Here is a 14,119-nt window from a genome sequence, read left to right as displayed (position 1 = left end):
TTTCGCCGCATGTATCTCATATGATAACGTCATTATCATATGCTGCTAGCTATATGAAACTTTCGATGTAATATTACGGCCAGGACAGGGCCGGTGTACCGGGCACTGTCCATCCTCCTCCAATCCGAGTGCACTGGAGACATTGCGGATGGCACCCGTGCCTGTCGTCCATTTCGTCCTGCTGGTCGTGGCTGCCTGGCTCGCGGTCGGCGCGCTGGGTCTCTGTGTTCTGCATCGCACGCGTGTTGTCGCACACGGTCTGTTTCCGCTCGGCGCGCTCGCCGGATTGCTGCTGGGCGCGACAGGCCTTGCCGGCATCTTCGCCGAGCCATCCACCCTGGTCCTGCCCGTCGGCCTGCCCGGCCTTCCGTTCCATCTGCGCCTCGACCGCTTGTCCGGCTATTTCCTGTTCGTTCTAGGCCTCGTCAGCGCGGGGATCGGAGCCTTTTCCGCCGGCTATTTCCGCAAGGGCGAAGGGACCGCACCGGGGCTCATCTGTTTCGAATACCACGTGTGTGTCGCGAGCATCGCGCTCGTGCTCGTCGCGGACGACGCCTACGTGTTCATGGTCGCCTGGGAAACGCTGACGCTGTCGGCAACGTTCCTCGTGATGACCAACCATCGAATCGGCGAAATCCGTCGCGCCGCTTACCTGTATTTCCTGATTTCGCACGTCGGCGCGCTCGCACTGCTCCTTTGCTTCGGCATTCTGCAGGCTCGCACCGGCGATTACACATTCGCGAACATGCGCGCGCAGTCGCTCGACGCATTCTGGGCGTCGCTTGCGTTCCTGTTCGCGCTCACCGGATTCGGCGCCAAGGCGGGCCTGTTCCCGCTGCATGTCTGGCTGCCCGATGCCCACCCCGCGGCACCGTCTCCGGTGTCCGCGCTCCTGAGCGGATTCGTGCTGAAAGTCGGCCTCTACGGCATGCTGCGCACCCTGTTCGACCTGCTCCATGTGCAGATCGCGTGGTGGGGCGTGCTGCTGCTCGTGCTTGGCGTCGGCACCACGCTGCTCGGGGTGGTGTTCAGCACGATCCAGGTCGACATGAAGCGCCTGCTCGCCTATTCGTCGATCGACAACGTCGGCTTGATGTTCGCGGCGCTCGGGCTCGCAGTGCTGTTTCATTCATGCGGCATGCCGCGCCTGTCGGCCCTCGCGATGACCGCGATGCTCTATCAGATCGTTGCGCACGCATCGTTCAAGAGTCTGCTGTTCCTCGGTACGGGCGCCGTGCTGCACGCCACCGGCGAGCGCAATCTCGGCAAGCTCGGCGGCCTGATCCGCTACATGCCGTGGACCGCGTGGGCCGTGCTCGCCGGCGTTGCTGCCAGCGCAGGATTGCCGCCGCTGAGCGGATTCGTCGCGGAGTGGCTCCTGCTGCAGAGCTTCCTGTTCGCGCCGGGCTTGCCCGATTCCGTGCTCGCCATGACGGTGCCGATCGTGGCCGCGCTGGTCGCGATGTCGGCCGCGCTCGCGGGCTATACGATGGTCAAGTTCTTCGGCATCGTGTTCCTCGGGCAGCCGAGAGAAGCAAAACTGGGCCGCGCGCGCGACGCGAATACCTGGGAACGGCTCGCGTTCTGCTGGTTCGCCGTGGCGGGGGTGCTGCTCGGGCTGATGCCCGTGCAGTTCGTCAAGCTGCTCGACCCTGTCACGCATTCGCTCGTCGGAGCCGGTGTCGCCGGGAGCAATCACGGTTGGCTGCTGTTCGCGCCGGTGTCGACGGCCCGGGCGAGTTACATGCCCGCCGTGTTCATGCTGTTCTTCATCGCCTGCTGCGCGCTCGCGTGGGTGCTGGTGCGGCGCTTCTACCACGGCCGTCTGCGGCGCGCCGCCCCCTGGAGCTGCGGCTTCCCGTTCCCGACAGCACGGATGCAGGACACGGCCGAAGGGTTCGGGCAGCCGATCCGGGAGATCTTCGCACCGCTGCTGCAGGTCGAGCGGCAATTGCCGTCGCCGTTCGATGCGCAGCCGGTCTACCGGGTGTCGGTCACCGACCGCACCTGGTCCATGCTCTACGAGCGCATCGCCGCGCTCACGCAACGCGCGGCGCAATGGGCGGGCCGGCTGCAGACGGGCAAGATCGCCGTGTACCTGACCTACAGCTTCGCGGTGCTGATCATCCTCCTGATGCTGGTGAGACGATGGTGAGCCTCTCCGGCGTGATTTCCCAGGCCCTCGAAATTGTCGTGGCGCTTGCCGGCGCACCGCTGCTGACGGGCTGGATCAACCAGTGCCGGGCATGGCTGCAGAACCGGCGCGCGCCGTCGATCTGGCAGCCCTACCGGATGCTCCACAAGCTCTTCAACAAGGAGTCGGTCGTCGCGCACAGCGCAAGTCCGGTGTTCCGTGGCGCACCCTACGTCGTCTGGGCAGCGATGACGCTCGCGTGTGCGATCGTGCCCACACTGTCGACCGAACTGCCGCTGTCGCCCGCCGCGGATGCGATCGCGCTCGTCGGCCTCTTCGCGCTGGCGCGCGTCGCGCTGTCGCTCGCCGCGATGGATATCGGCACCGCGTTCGGCACGCTCGGCGCCCGCCGCGAAATGCTGATCGGCTTTCTCGCGGAACCCGCGCTGCTGATGGTGCTGTTCTCGGCCTCGCTGATCACGCAGTCGACCCTGCTCACGAGCATCGTCGCGACACTCGGCCGGGGCGAGCTCACGATCTATCCGAGCCTCGCCTTCGCGGGCATCGCGTTCACGCTGGTGTCGCTCGCCGAGAATGCACGACTGCCCGTCGACAATCCGACCACTCACCTCGAACTGACGATGATCCACGAGGCGCTGATCCTCGAATATTCAGGGCGTCACCTCGCGCTGATGGAATGGGCGGCGAGCCTCAAGCTGTTCGCGTACTCGTGCATCGGTCTGGCGCTGTTCGTGCCGTGGGGGATCGCCGGGGCGGGCAACCCGTTTGCCCTGCTGCTCGCGTTGCCAGCGCTTTTCATCAAGCTGATGGTGGGGGGCGCGGCGCTCGCCGCCGTGGAAACCGCCAACGCGAAGATGCGCATATTTCGGGTTCCCGAGTTTCTCGCCACCGCTTTCCTGCTCGCGGTAATCGGCATGCTCGTGCACATTCTGCTGGGGGCATGAATGCACGGTTACGCCACGCAACTCATCAATTTTCTCGCGGCCGTCCTGCTCGCGTTGTCGTTCGCGATGCTCAGCCAGCGCCGCATTCTCTCGCTGATTCACCTCTATACGCTGCAGGGCGTCGCACTGGTGCTCGCCAACGCGATCCTCGGATTCGTGACGGACGATGCGCACCTGTACGTGTCCGCCGGCCTGACGCTGGTGCTGAAAGTCGGCCTGCTTCCGTGGATCCTGTACCGGCTCGTGCGCAGGCTCGACGTCCGCACCGATGTCGAGCCGCTCATCAACATTCCGACGACGATGCTGATCGGCATCGTGCTCGTCATCATCGCGTTCAACGTCGCCTCGCCGATCAGCCAGCTCGCGACTTCGGTCGCGCACGGCACGCTCGGAATCGCGCTCGCGTGCGTGCTGCTGTCGTTCATGGCGATGATCACGCGCGCGAAGGCGATTCCCCAGGTCATCGGCTTTCTGTCGATGGAGAACGGCCTGTTCTTCGCCGCAACGGCCGCGACCAACGGCATGCCGATGATCGTGGAGCTAGGCATCGGGCTCGACGTGCTGGTCGGACTCCTGATTCTGGGCGTATTCATGTTCCAGATCCGCGAGCAGTTCGACAGCCTGGACATCCATCACATCGAGAAACTCAAGGATGAGTGACGCCCACGTCGTGCTAGCCGTGCTCGGCATTCCGCTCGTGGCCGCCGCATGCCTCGCGCTCACGCGAGCGAGCCATGTCGCACGTCACCTGAACGTCGCCTTCAGCTTCGCGACCTTCGCGGCGACGGTCGTGCTCGCCGCGCGCACCGTCGAGCATGGGCCGTCGTTCGCATTCGGACGCGCATTCTTCGTCGATCCGCTCAACGTGTACCTCGTCGCGCTGACCGCGTTCGTCGGCTGGACGACGTCGCTGTTCTCGCGGCCGTACATGCAGGTCGAAGAGGACCGCGGCCGGATGACGCCAAACCGCATGCGGCTCTACCACAGCATGTACCAGCTCTTCATGTTCGCGATGCTGCTCGCGCTGCTCACCGACAATCTCGGCGTGCTGTGGGTCGCGATGGAAGCCGCCACGCTCGCGACCGTGCTGCTAGTGAGCGTCTATCGCACGGCCGCGAGCCTCGAGGCCGCGTGGAAGTATTTCATCCTGTGCGGTGTCGGGATCGCGCAGGCGTTGTTCGGCACGATCCTGCTTTACCTCGCCGCCAGCCAGCAGTTGAGCGGCAGCGATGCGCTGCTCTGGACGAGCCTCGCCGCGGCCAGGACGCAGCTCGACCCGAACATCGTGTCGATCGCCTTCGTGTTCCTGCTCGTGGGTTACGGCACCAAGGTCGGACTCGTACCGATGCACAGCTGGTTGCCCGACGCCCACGCGGAAGGCCCCACACCGATATCGGCGGTACTTTCAGGACTGCTGCTCAATGTCGCGCTCTATGCGGTGCTGCGCTGCAAGGTGCTTGCCGATGGCGCGCTGGGCAATGGGCTGCCCGGAAAGATGCTGGTCGGGTTCGGGCTGGTGTCAGTGCTGATTGCGTCTTTCTCGCTGTTTCGCCAGAAGGACGTCAAGCGGCTGTTCTCGTATTCCTCGATCGAGCACATGGGGCTCATGACGTTTGCGTTCGGACTTGGCGGCCCGATCGCGACATTCGCCGGACTGCTCCACATGACCGTCCATTCCCTCGTCAAGTCGGCAATTTTCTTCACGGTCGGCCATGCGGCGCAGAAGGCAGGCACGCAAACCATCGAGGGGATTCGCGGGCTGTTGCAGGTCAGCCCCACAGTCGGCTGGGGAATGATGCTCGGCGCGCTCGCGATTCTCGGCCTGCCGCCGTTCGGCGTGTTTGCAAGCGAATTCCTGATCCTGACGACCGCGATGAACACCGTCCCCTGGACCGCGCCCTTGCTTCTGCTCGCGCTCGCCGTCGCATTCGCGGCCATCTTCGCGCGCGTACAGCAGATGGTGTTCGGTGGAACGACAACGGCGAAATCGCTCGAGCATCGCCCCGCTCTGCTGCCGGTATTCGTGCATCTGGGCCTCGGGCTGATGCTCGGTCTCTATGTGCCGCCTTACCTCGCAACCTGGTATCGCCAGGCCGCGACGATGCTGGGGGGTTAGACCATGCGACTCGATTCGTTGTCGTTCGACTCGGCGACCCGCCTCCAGCGCAGCCCCGGCCAGGTATCGGCAAGCGTTGCTGAAGTCGACGAGGCGGGCTGGCTCGACATTGCGCGTACTGCACGATCCGAGGGGAGCCGGCTCATTGCGATGTGGGGGAGCGAAACACCCCAAGGGGTTCTTTCGGCGAACGCCGCGTACGAATGTGAAGACGGGATACTGTGGGCGCGTCTTGCGATGGCGCGTAGCCCGCATGGCGAAAGTGGCTTCCCCGATCTGGCCGCCATATTTCCCTACGCGGCCCGCATGCAGCGCGCGATCTTCGATCTCGCCGGCTTGCAGGCCCGCGGTGCCGAGGACACCCGGCCGTGGCTCAATCACGGCAACTGGCCGCGCGACTATTTTCCGTTGCAAGGACAGGCAACCGGTGTCGAACGATTCGAATCGAGCGAAGCGGATTACCCCTTTGTGCAAGTGGCGGGAGACGGCGTTCACGAAATCGCGGTCGGCCCCATCCACGCCGGCATCATCGAGCCGGGGCATTTCCGGTTTTCGGTCGTAGGGGAAAAGGTGCTGCGCCTGGAGGAGCGTCTAGGCTATTTGCACCGCGGCGTCGAGCGGCTGTTCCAACGTACCCCGGCCTCCGGTGGGCATCGGGTCGCGGGCCGAATCGCGGGCGACTCGACCGTTGCGTTTTCATGGGCGTACTGCATGGCGCTGGAGCAGGCATGCGCTGTCGCGGTGCCGAACCGCGCGTTGCATCTGCGCGCCCTGCTGCTGGAAAGGGAGCGTGTCGCCAATCATCTGGGCGACCTTGGGGCGCTAGGCAACGATGCGGGGTTTGCCTTCGGACTCGCCCAGTTCTCACGACTCAAGGAGGACTGGATCCGGCTGAACGCTCACGCCTTCGGGCATCGTTATCTGATGGACCGGATCGTGCCGGGGGGCGTGGCAGTCGATATGCGCCCAGAGACGGCTAAGGCATTGGTCATGCAGTGTGAGCAGATGGAGCGCGACGTCCACGCCATGCGCAAGATTTACGAAGACCAGTCGGGATTGCAGGACCGGTTTGCCGGCACAGGCCGATTGACCGCCGACGTTGCCGCGCATTTCGGCGTGCGCGGCCTCGCGGCCCGCGCCAGCGGCCATACCTTCGATGTGCGCGCATCCTTGCGACCCGCTCCGTATGACGACGTCGCCGTTCAGCCGGCAACTGATCCGCGCGGCGACGTCGCGGCGCGGGTTGCCGTGCGCTTCGATGAAATCGACGCGTCCCTGCGTCTGATACGTGCGCTGCTGGCCAATCTTCCGGCCGGACCGTTTGCCGTCGAACTGAAGCCGGCAACCGCGCCTTCGCGCGGGACGGGCTGGGTGGAAGGCTGGCGTGGCGATGTGCTCGTCGCGCTCGAAGTCGGCGCCGACGACGAGGTTTCGCGCTGCCATTGCCACGACCCTTCGTGGCAGGCCTGGCCAGCGCTCGAGCACGCGATCATCGGCAACATCGTTGCCGATTTCCCCTTGATCAACAAGTCGTTCAACCTGAACTACGCGGGGCACGATCTCTGATGTGGCAGCTTATCCGGCAATTCGCGCGCAGCGGTCATCCAGACGAACCGGCGCCCACGGCAGAAGACGCATGGCAACATGAGGAGCGGGAGATACGCCGCGAAATACTCGATGTTCTCGGTCGCGCGCTGTGCATCCGGCAGATCGATGCGGGCTCCTGCAACGGCTGCGAGCTGGAGATTCACGCGTTGAACAATCCTTACTACAACATCGAAGGTCTGGGGATCAAATTCGTCGCCAGTCCGCGGCACGCCGATCTGCTGCTGATAACCGGCCCCGTGACGCTCAACATGAAGGCGGCCGTGCTCGCCGCCTATGAGGCAACGCCTGCGCCGAAGCTCGTTGTCGCGGCAGGTGAATGCGCGTGCACGGGTGGCATATTCGCCGGCAGCTATGCAGTGTGCGGTCCGGTGTCATCGATCTTGCCCGTCGATGTGGCAATCCCCGGCTGCCCGCCGCCCCCTATCGATCTGCTGCGAGGCATCCTGACGGCATGCCGCGCCCGTTAGCGCGACGCACGAATAGATTTCCGCCGTCAAAGAAAGCATTTATTTGCGGCACCGCCCGCCGCGGGCGCATCGAACGCCCGCGCCCGCAGCATGGGGACGCGGGCCCGGACCCGCTACTGGGCCGCCGGTATCCACGGCGCCGTGGCGGCGTCGCTCGCGCGGAAAGCCGGGAATTTCGCGCCGAGATCGGCAACGGTACGAATGTCGTTCTTCACGAGGTCGTCTCGCGTCACGAGCGTGGGTCTGACCACGATGTGACGAGCGGGCGGCTGCCCCGCCACTTCGAGCGCCGCAGCCCGCACCGATACCGCGCCCACCACGGCTGGATTCGTCGCGGCCGTCGCGACCCATGCGCTATTGGGCGCGCGGATCGCTTCGATATCCGCCGTCGAAATGTCCGCGCTATAGATGCGCACCTTATCGGAGAGATTCGCCTCGCCGGCCGCCAGATTGGCGCCGCGTGCGAACTCGTCGTAAGGGGCGAATACCACCCGGATCTCCGGGTGGGCGCGGTACGCCGCTGCCGCCTGGTTCGCCACCGACTGAGCGATGGGATTGTCCACCGTGCCCCAACGCGCCTTCTCCTGCACGCCCGGATTGTCGTGCTTGAACGCCTGCCACACTTCGTCTCGCCGGTCGAGCGGCGCGAAGCCTGCTACATACACGTAGCCCGCCGAAAACGACTTGCCGTTATCCTTCACCGCCTGGGCGAGCAGCAGGGACGCGAGATCATGATCGCTCTGCTCTATCTGCGCAATCCGCGGATTGGCGAGATTGACGTCGAACGCCACGACCTTGATACCTTTGTCCAGCGCCTGCTGCACGACGTCCTTGAGCGATTCCGGCAAGCCGTGGTTGACGATGATGGCCGCCACGCCCAGGTTGATCGCCTGCTGGATCTGGTCGCGCTGCTGCGCCGCGTCCTGGCGCCCCTCGTAGATCCGCAGATCGACCCCGAGCGCCCTCGCTTGCTTCTGGGCGCCGGCCTCATACGCCTGGAAGAAGTCGCCCTCCGAAAGGTAGTTGACCAAAGCGATCTTCACGCCGCCCCGGTCGAAAGGAGCAGGCGCTCCCTTGAGCGCATCCGCATGTGCGGCCGCACCCAGCATCCCGGCCGCGCAAAGCGCGATCGCACCGAATGCGCGACGCACCGGCAGACCCCATCGCGCACCGTCCGCCACTTTTTGTTTCGTTATGCTCATGATGTTCCCATACGTTTGGATTGTGGATCGAGATCGTGGGTGAGAGCGCATCAGTTCCAGGCGTGACGCGCCGGTTTGACACCATTGAGATAGAAGTTACCGACGAGGTGGTACTTCCAGCGCACAGGATCGTGCAGCGTATGCGTACGCGCGTTGCGCCAGTGGCGGTCGAGGTTGTGCGCGGCCAGCGTCGACTGGGATCCCGCGAGTTCGAAGAGCTTCTCTCCCGCAAGCAGGGCCGTTTCCGTGGTGAGCACCTTGGCCTCGCCGACCGCAACCGATGCGCGCGCGACGTCGTCTTCCGTGGTCGTGCCTTGCGCCGCGATCTCGTCGAACAGGCGGGCCGCCCGTTCGAGCAGCGCCTCCGCCGCATGCAGGCGAATGTGCAAATTGCCGATTTCGCGCACGGTCAACGGATCCTCGCTCGCACGCTCCACGCCGCTGTCCACCCACGGGCGCGAACGCGAGCGCACGAACGCAAGCGTGTCGTCGATCGCGGCGCGCGCGATTCCGGCATCGATTGCGGCCTGCAGGATCTGCGAAACGGGCCCATTGAGCGTCGGCAGTTCCGAAACGCGATGCGCCGGCAACACGAGCGAAGCAGGCACCCGCACGTTTTCCAGCGTAACCGTGCCGCTCGCCGTCGTGCGCTGACCGAAGCCGGACCAGTCGTCCACGACCGCGAGTCCTGGCGTGTCCCGTGGGATGTAGGCGAGCCAGCCGCGACCTTCTTCGTCGAGACCGAGCACCGGGACGAAGTGCGCGAAGAGCGCACCTGTCGAATAGAACTTCGTGCCGTCCACCACGTAGTCGTCGCCGTCGCGCCGCACGCGCGTCTTCAGATCGAGCACGTGTTTCGTGCCTTTCTCGGAAAATCCGTTGCCGAAGCGTTTGCCCGCGAGCACTTCACCGAACAGATAAACCTTCTGCTCTTCGGTGCCCGTGAGCGCGATCACGTCCACGAGGCCGAAATGATTCTGCGGCAACTGGCCCAGCGACGGATCCGCCGCTGAGATCAGCTTGAAGACTTCCGTGAGCGTGACGAACGACACGCCCGCGCCACCATATGCTTTCGGCACCGTGATGCCCCACAGTCCCGATTGCGAAAACCACTCGATTTCCTCGCGCGGCAGTCGCCTTTCGCTATCGCGCGCAGCGGCGCCTTGCGCGAGGCGGGCGGCCACTGCCCGGGCCACCTCGATCGCTTCGGCGTCAGTGGCGATCACCCGCACCGCCTGCGGCGCCGTGCCGGCTGCGGTGCTCGCTTGCGCCGCCTCGTTGCGCTCCCGTATCTCTGCCATGTTTTTCACTCCAGTCGAACAGGTTGAGTAACTGATCATTCATCACATGACGGACCCACCGCCCCCCCATGTCGATGCAACGGCGCTCAGCCTCGCGCATCGGCCCTGCGTCCAACGCTGAAGGTGAACGCCAGCGCCACCACCAGCAGCGCGCCTTTGATGAAGTCCTGCAGGTAATACGGCGCGTTGAGCATGGTCAGCCCGTTGAGCAGAACGCCTACGAACACCGCGCCGATCACGGTGCCGGGCACGTTCGGCCGCCGCGCGCCCCACACCGCGTAGCCCACGAGCGCGGCCGCCACGGCATCGAGCAGCAACGAATGTCCCGCACTGACATCGCCGCGCCCCACGCGCGCGGCAATGAGCAGGCCGCCCAGCGACGCGATCGTCGCGGAAGCCACGTAAGCCGCGCTCCGGTAGCGCGCCGCGGGGGCGCCGGCCAGCCGTGCGGCGGTCTCGTTGCCGCCGATCGCATAGAACACGCGTCCCCAACGCGTCGACGCCATGACGAACGAGACCACCACGCTCACGGCGAGCAGCACGAGCACGGGCACCGGAACGACTTCGAAAAGACGCGCGCGTCCGAGTGCGAGGAAGCCGTCCGGAAACATACCGCTCGCTTCGCTGCCATCCGGAAGGATCGTGCCGGTGGCGAGCGAACGTCCGCCGGTGGGAATGAGTTGCAGGCCCGCAAGCAGGAATAGCGTGCCGAGCGTGGCGAGCTGATCCGGCACGTGCAGCCGCGTGATCAGCACACCGTTGAAGAGCCCTGCCGCAATGCCCAGGGTGAGGCACGCCGCTGCGGCGCCCCATGCATTACCGTGCCACACCACGAGCACGTAACTCGCGGCCATCTGCGCCGAAGCCGCCACGCTGCCCACGGAAAGATCGAAGCCGCCGGCCGCGAGCGTGATCGTCACGCCAATGCCGAGCAGCGCGACGATCGACACCGCCTGAAGAATGCTGAAAAGGTTGGCAATGCTGATGAATGCCGGCTCTTTCACGCTGAAGACGGCAATGAGCACGGCAAGCACCGCCAGGATGGCAGCGCGTTCGAGCAACGCGAGCGCGTTTGGACGGCGGCGCGGCCTGGTGCTGGATGCGCGTGATTCATCATGCTCGAGAGTCGGTGCGGCTGATTTCATGATGCTTCACGGTTCCGTTTGAATGAGGGGCATGGCGGGTCGAGTCCGTTCGATCGAACCGCGGTCGAAATGCACGATGCGATCGGCGACTTCGTGGGCCTCGTCGAGATCGCTGACGAATACGATCGTGGCGCGGCCAGCCGAGCCACGCCGCAGCGTGGAAGCGATGTCCGCACGCGCGAGCGCGTCCACGCCCTGGAACGGCTCGTCGAGCAGCAATACGCGGGCGGGTTCGGTATGCCAGCGCGCGAGCAGCACTTTCTGCTGATTGCCGCCGGAGAGCCGCGCGAGACGATCGCCGGGCCCCGCGCATCGGATGCCGAACGCCTGGATCGCCTCACGGGCGGCGGCCTCTTCGCGTGCCCGAGGCGCGAGACCACTACGCCGCCAGCGCGCGAGAAAGGGAAAGCTGATCGTTCCGGCGATAGACGCGAACGGCACCGTGTCCGGGAATAGCGACGTGCGCCAGCGGTCCTCGCCGGCAAGGAACACGCCTGCGCGGATCGCGTCGGCGGGTGAGCGCGGCTGCCACGCGCGAGCGTCGAGCGTCATCGTGCCGCCTCCCGCACGCGCGGCCCCGAAGATCACCTGTGCAAGCCGGGACTTGCCCGCACCCACCGGCCCGACCACGGCGACGATTTCGCCTTCGCGCACCGCCAGGTCGAAGGCGTCGCCCTGCGGGCCGAGCCGCATGCCGCGCAGGCTCAGCACCGGAGCCGCCGTCTCGCCGGCCGCTGCGCGCGCACGCTGGCGCGACGGCAATGGCCGGCCGATCATCGTTTCGAGCGCCGCGTCGAAATCGATCGGTGCGCGGCGCTCCGCCACGATCCGTCCGTCGCGAACGATCGCGACGCGCGTCGCCAGCCGCCTCAAGTCCGCAACGCGATGCGAGACGAGCAGTACCGCCACACCCTCGGCACGCAACGCCTCGATCAAGACGTAGAGACGCTCCGCCTCCGCCGCCGACAGGCTCGCCGTCGGCTCGTCGAGAATCAGCAGGCTCGGCCGCGTCGAGAGCGCCCGCGCCAGCGCGACGCGCTGCTGTCCCGCAAGCGACAGGGAGCCGAGCGGTGCATCGAGGTCGGCATCGAGCCCAACACGAGCGGCAAGCGATTTCGCGCGGGCACGGCGTGCCGCGCGCGGCGTCCACCACGGCGCGCCGCGATCGCATAGCTGCTCCAGCAGCAGGTTTTCCGCTATGGAAAGCGACGGCACGACCGTATCGGCGATCGACTGGTGCACGGTCGCCACACCCTGGCGCCGCGCTTCGTGCGGCGTGCGCGGCGCGTATTCGCTTCCGCCGAGCGCCATGCGGCCTTCGTCGGGCGCCTGCACGCCGCTCAGGATCTTCACGAGCGTCGACTTGCCGGCGCCATTGGCGCCCATGAGCGCCACCACTTCGCCTGCGCGGATCGAGAAGTCGAGCCGCGCCAAGGCAATCGTTGCGCCGAAGCGCTTCGTGATGGCGTGGGCAGTGAGGATCGGCGAGGACATGAAGGTCGCGTGGACGAAGCAATGCGTTCATCCTAACGATGCGCCGTGGCGAGTCCAACGAAGGGTTGCTCATATTCATGCGAACGCCATTGCTAAGGCGACCTATGGACCGCATCCGTCATTGCTGCGTGGAGACAAGCGCGGCGCACCGCCTTGCGCACAAATCTGCTGCGCCGATATCGATTCGCGAATTCGATATTGGATCGCCCAATCGCGCATTTCTATACTGCTCGTTCCCACCAGGCACGCACCGGCTGACAGGAGCACGTGAGCACCATGAGCAAGAACATCCGCTTGAACGCCTTCGAAATGAACTGCGTGGGCCACCAGTCTCCCGGACTCTGGACCCATCCGCGCGACCGCTCGTGGCAATACAAGGATCTCGCCTACTGGACGGATCTCGCGAAGATCCTCGAACGCGGCGTGTTCGACGCGATCTTCATTGCCGACGTGATCGGCTATTACGACGTCTACAAGGGCAGCAACTATCACGCGCTCCATCAAGCCGCGCAGATTCCGGTGAACGATCCGCTCCAGCTCGCCGCGCCCATCGCGATGGTCACCGAGCACCTTGGCATCGGCATCACGGCTTCCACGAGCTTCGAGCATCCCTACACGTTCGCGCGGCGCCTCTCAACGGCCGACCATCACACGCAAGGCCGGCTCGCGTGGAATGTCGTCACTTCGTACCTCGAGAGCGGCGCGAAGAACACGGGACAGGCGGGGCTGCTCGACCACAATAGCCGCTACGAAGTCGCAACGGAGTACGTGGAAGTGCTCTACAAGCTCCTGGAGGGCAGCTGGGAAGACGGCGCCGTCGTTCGCGACCGGGAGCGGCGGGTGTTCACGCGGCCGGAAAAAGTGCATGAAATTGGGCACAAGGGCAAATACTTCGATGTGCCAGGTTATCACCTGTGCGAGCCATCGCCCCAGCGCACGCCCGTGTTGTTTCAGGCCGGCGCGTCCGGCCCCGGAAAGACCTTCGCGGCCCGGCATGCCGAATGCGTATTCGTCGCCGCGCCCACGCAGTCGCTGCTGCGCAGCTATGTGAGCGACGTGCGCCGCGAAGCAGCGCTCGCCGGACGCGACCCCCGCGAGCTGCTCGTCTACAACCTGGTGACGGTGATCGTGGACGAAACCGATGCCAGGGCGCAAGCGAAATTCGAGGCATACGGCAAGCATGTCTCATACGACGGATCGCTCGTCTTCATGTCGGGCTGGACCGGCATCGACTTCGGCCAATACCTGCCGACCGATACGGTCAGGCGCGTGGAGACCAATGCGATCGTTTCCGCGGTCGAGCACCTCTCCGGCGGCGACAAGGCATGGACCATCGAAGAACTCGCCAGGTGGGGCGGTGTTGGCGGCCTCGGGCCGGTGTTCGTCGGCTCGCCCACGACCGTCGCCGATAACCTCCAGCAATGGGTGGAGGCGACCGACGTCGACGGCTTCAACCTCGCCTACGCGGTCGCGCACGAGACCTTCGAGGACGTCGTCAACCATCTCGTGCCGGAGCTGCAGCGCCGCGGCGTCTACCCGCGCGAATACGCGCCTGGCACCTTGCGCGAGAAGCTCTTCGGCGCCGCGGCAACCTTGCCGGCGCACCATCCCGCCGCACGCTTTCGCGATATCGAGCGCGTCAAGCGCGAAGAGGCCAACGCGCGCGCCGCCGCTGTCGTCTAAACCG

At 65.5% G+C, this 14,119-nt stretch carries 11 protein-coding genes; 7 read left to right on the top strand and 4 right to left on the bottom strand.

Features of this window, described 5'->3' with window-relative positions; translation table 11 throughout:
- Positions 1-148: 148 nt before the first annotated feature.
- From hyfB to BMI01S_RS13210, 6 genes are read left to right on the top strand one after another with little or no spacing between them, the layout of a single operon-like run.
- The gene (hyfB, locus tag BMI01S_RS13235) at positions 149-2,155 is read left to right on the top strand and encodes a hydrogenase 4 subunit B (protein WP_028230397.1); all 2,007 of its coding nucleotides are present in this window, start codon (positions 149-151) and stop codon (positions 2,153-2,155) included.
- Positions 2,149-3,099 carry a respiratory chain complex I subunit 1 family protein gene (locus BMI01S_RS13230; RefSeq protein WP_028210309.1) on the top strand — a complete coding sequence of 317 codons (951 nt, stop codon included), beginning with the start codon at positions 2,149-2,151 and terminating at the stop codon, positions 3,097-3,099. Before hyfB ends, BMI01S_RS13230 begins: the two co-directional genes overlap by 7 nt.
- On the top strand, positions 3,100-3,759 hold the full coding sequence (locus tag BMI01S_RS13225; protein ID WP_028210310.1) for a formate hydrogenlyase: 660 nt from the start codon (positions 3,100-3,102) through the stop codon (positions 3,757-3,759).
- Positions 3,752-5,215 (top strand): hydrogenase 4 subunit F, encoded by a 1,464-nt coding sequence (locus BMI01S_RS13220; RefSeq protein ID WP_028230396.1) that lies wholly within the window; start codon positions 3,752-3,754, stop codon positions 5,213-5,215. Before BMI01S_RS13225 ends, BMI01S_RS13220 begins: the two co-directional genes overlap by 8 nt.
- 3 nt (positions 5,216-5,218) lie before the next feature.
- Entirely contained in the window at positions 5,219-6,781 is a 1,563-nt protein-coding gene (locus BMI01S_RS13215; RefSeq protein ID WP_028230395.1) for a hydrogenase large subunit, read from the top strand.
- Positions 6,781-7,290: an NADH-quinone oxidoreductase subunit B family protein gene (locus tag BMI01S_RS13210; protein ID WP_028210313.1), complete on the top strand. Its 510-nt coding sequence runs from the start codon at positions 6,781-6,783 to the stop codon at positions 7,288-7,290. The genes BMI01S_RS13215 and BMI01S_RS13210 overlap by 1 nt, the downstream gene beginning before the upstream one ends.
- Positions 7,291-7,403: 113 nt before the next feature.
- On the opposite strand, the gene BMI01S_RS13205 is transcribed toward BMI01S_RS13210, so the two are convergent.
- The 4 genes from BMI01S_RS13205 to BMI01S_RS13190 form a co-directional block, all read right to left on the bottom strand.
- Positions 7,404-8,399 (bottom strand): substrate-binding domain-containing protein, encoded by a 996-nt coding sequence (locus BMI01S_RS13205; RefSeq protein ID WP_154671168.1) that lies wholly within the window; start codon positions 8,397-8,399, stop codon positions 7,404-7,406.
- Between the two features lie 143 nt (positions 8,400-8,542).
- On the bottom strand, positions 8,543-9,793 hold the full coding sequence (locus BMI01S_RS13200; RefSeq protein WP_028230394.1) for an SfnB family sulfur acquisition oxidoreductase: 1,251 nt from the start codon (positions 9,791-9,793) through the stop codon (positions 8,543-8,545).
- An 86-nt stretch (positions 9,794-9,879) separates the two neighbouring features.
- Positions 9,880-10,938 carry an ABC transporter permease gene (locus BMI01S_RS13195; protein ID WP_028230393.1) on the bottom strand — a complete coding sequence of 353 codons (1,059 nt, stop codon included), beginning with the start codon at positions 10,936-10,938 and terminating at the stop codon, positions 9,880-9,882.
- A gap of 6 nt (positions 10,939-10,944) precedes the next feature.
- Positions 10,945-12,432, bottom strand: a complete 1,488-nt coding sequence (locus BMI01S_RS13190) for a sugar ABC transporter ATP-binding protein (RefSeq protein WP_028210317.1) — start codon at positions 12,430-12,432, stop codon at positions 10,945-10,947.
- A 276-nt stretch (positions 12,433-12,708) separates the two neighbouring features.
- Here BMI01S_RS13190 and BMI01S_RS13185 point away from each other — a divergent pair, with 276 nt between their 5' ends.
- Complete coding sequence (locus tag BMI01S_RS13185) at positions 12,709-14,115, top strand: LLM class flavin-dependent oxidoreductase (protein ID WP_028230392.1); 1,407 nt, start codon at positions 12,709-12,711, stop codon at positions 14,113-14,115.
- Positions 14,116-14,119 lie beyond the last annotated feature (4 nt).

Origin of the sequence: Paraburkholderia mimosarum LMG 23256 = NBRC 106338, from assembly GCF_000739815.1 — a bacterium.
Classification (GTDB): domain Bacteria; phylum Pseudomonadota; class Gammaproteobacteria; order Burkholderiales; family Burkholderiaceae; genus Paraburkholderia; species Paraburkholderia mimosarum.
Note: the sequence above shows the minus strand (reverse complement) of the source record. Positions and strands in the feature narration are given on the sequence as shown.

Excerpts from the sequence above, each read along its gene's own strand:
- hyfB (WP_028230397.1), top strand. The coding sequence starts at position 149 with ATGGCACCCGTGCCTGTCGTCCATTTCGTCCTGCTGGTCGTGGCTGCC.
- BMI01S_RS13230 (WP_028210309.1), top strand. The coding sequence starts at position 2,149 with ATGGTGAGCCTCTCCGGCGTGATTTCCCAGGCCCTCGAAATTGTCGTG.
- BMI01S_RS13225 (WP_028210310.1), top strand. The coding sequence starts at position 3,100 with ATGCACGGTTACGCCACGCAACTCATCAATTTTCTCGCGGCCGTCCTG.
- BMI01S_RS13220 (WP_028230396.1), top strand. The coding sequence starts at position 3,752 with ATGAGTGACGCCCACGTCGTGCTAGCCGTGCTCGGCATTCCGCTCGTG.
- BMI01S_RS13215 (WP_028230395.1), top strand. The coding sequence starts at position 5,219 with ATGCGACTCGATTCGTTGTCGTTCGACTCGGCGACCCGCCTCCAGCGC.
- BMI01S_RS13210 (WP_028210313.1), top strand. The coding sequence starts at position 6,781 with ATGTGGCAGCTTATCCGGCAATTCGCGCGCAGCGGTCATCCAGACGAA.
- BMI01S_RS13205 (WP_154671168.1), bottom strand. The coding sequence starts at position 8,399 with ATGCTGGGTGCGGCCGCACATGCGGATGCGCTCAAGGGAGCGCCTGCT.
- BMI01S_RS13200 (WP_028230394.1), bottom strand. The coding sequence starts at position 9,793 with ATGGCAGAGATACGGGAGCGCAACGAGGCGGCGCAAGCGAGCACCGCA.
- BMI01S_RS13195 (WP_028230393.1), bottom strand. The coding sequence starts at position 10,938 with ATGAAATCAGCCGCACCGACTCTCGAGCATGATGAATCACGCGCATCC.
- BMI01S_RS13190 (WP_028210317.1), bottom strand. The coding sequence starts at position 12,432 with ATGTCCTCGCCGATCCTCACTGCCCACGCCATCACGAAGCGCTTCGGC.
- BMI01S_RS13185 (WP_028230392.1), top strand. The coding sequence starts at position 12,709 with ATGAGCAAGAACATCCGCTTGAACGCCTTCGAAATGAACTGCGTGGGC.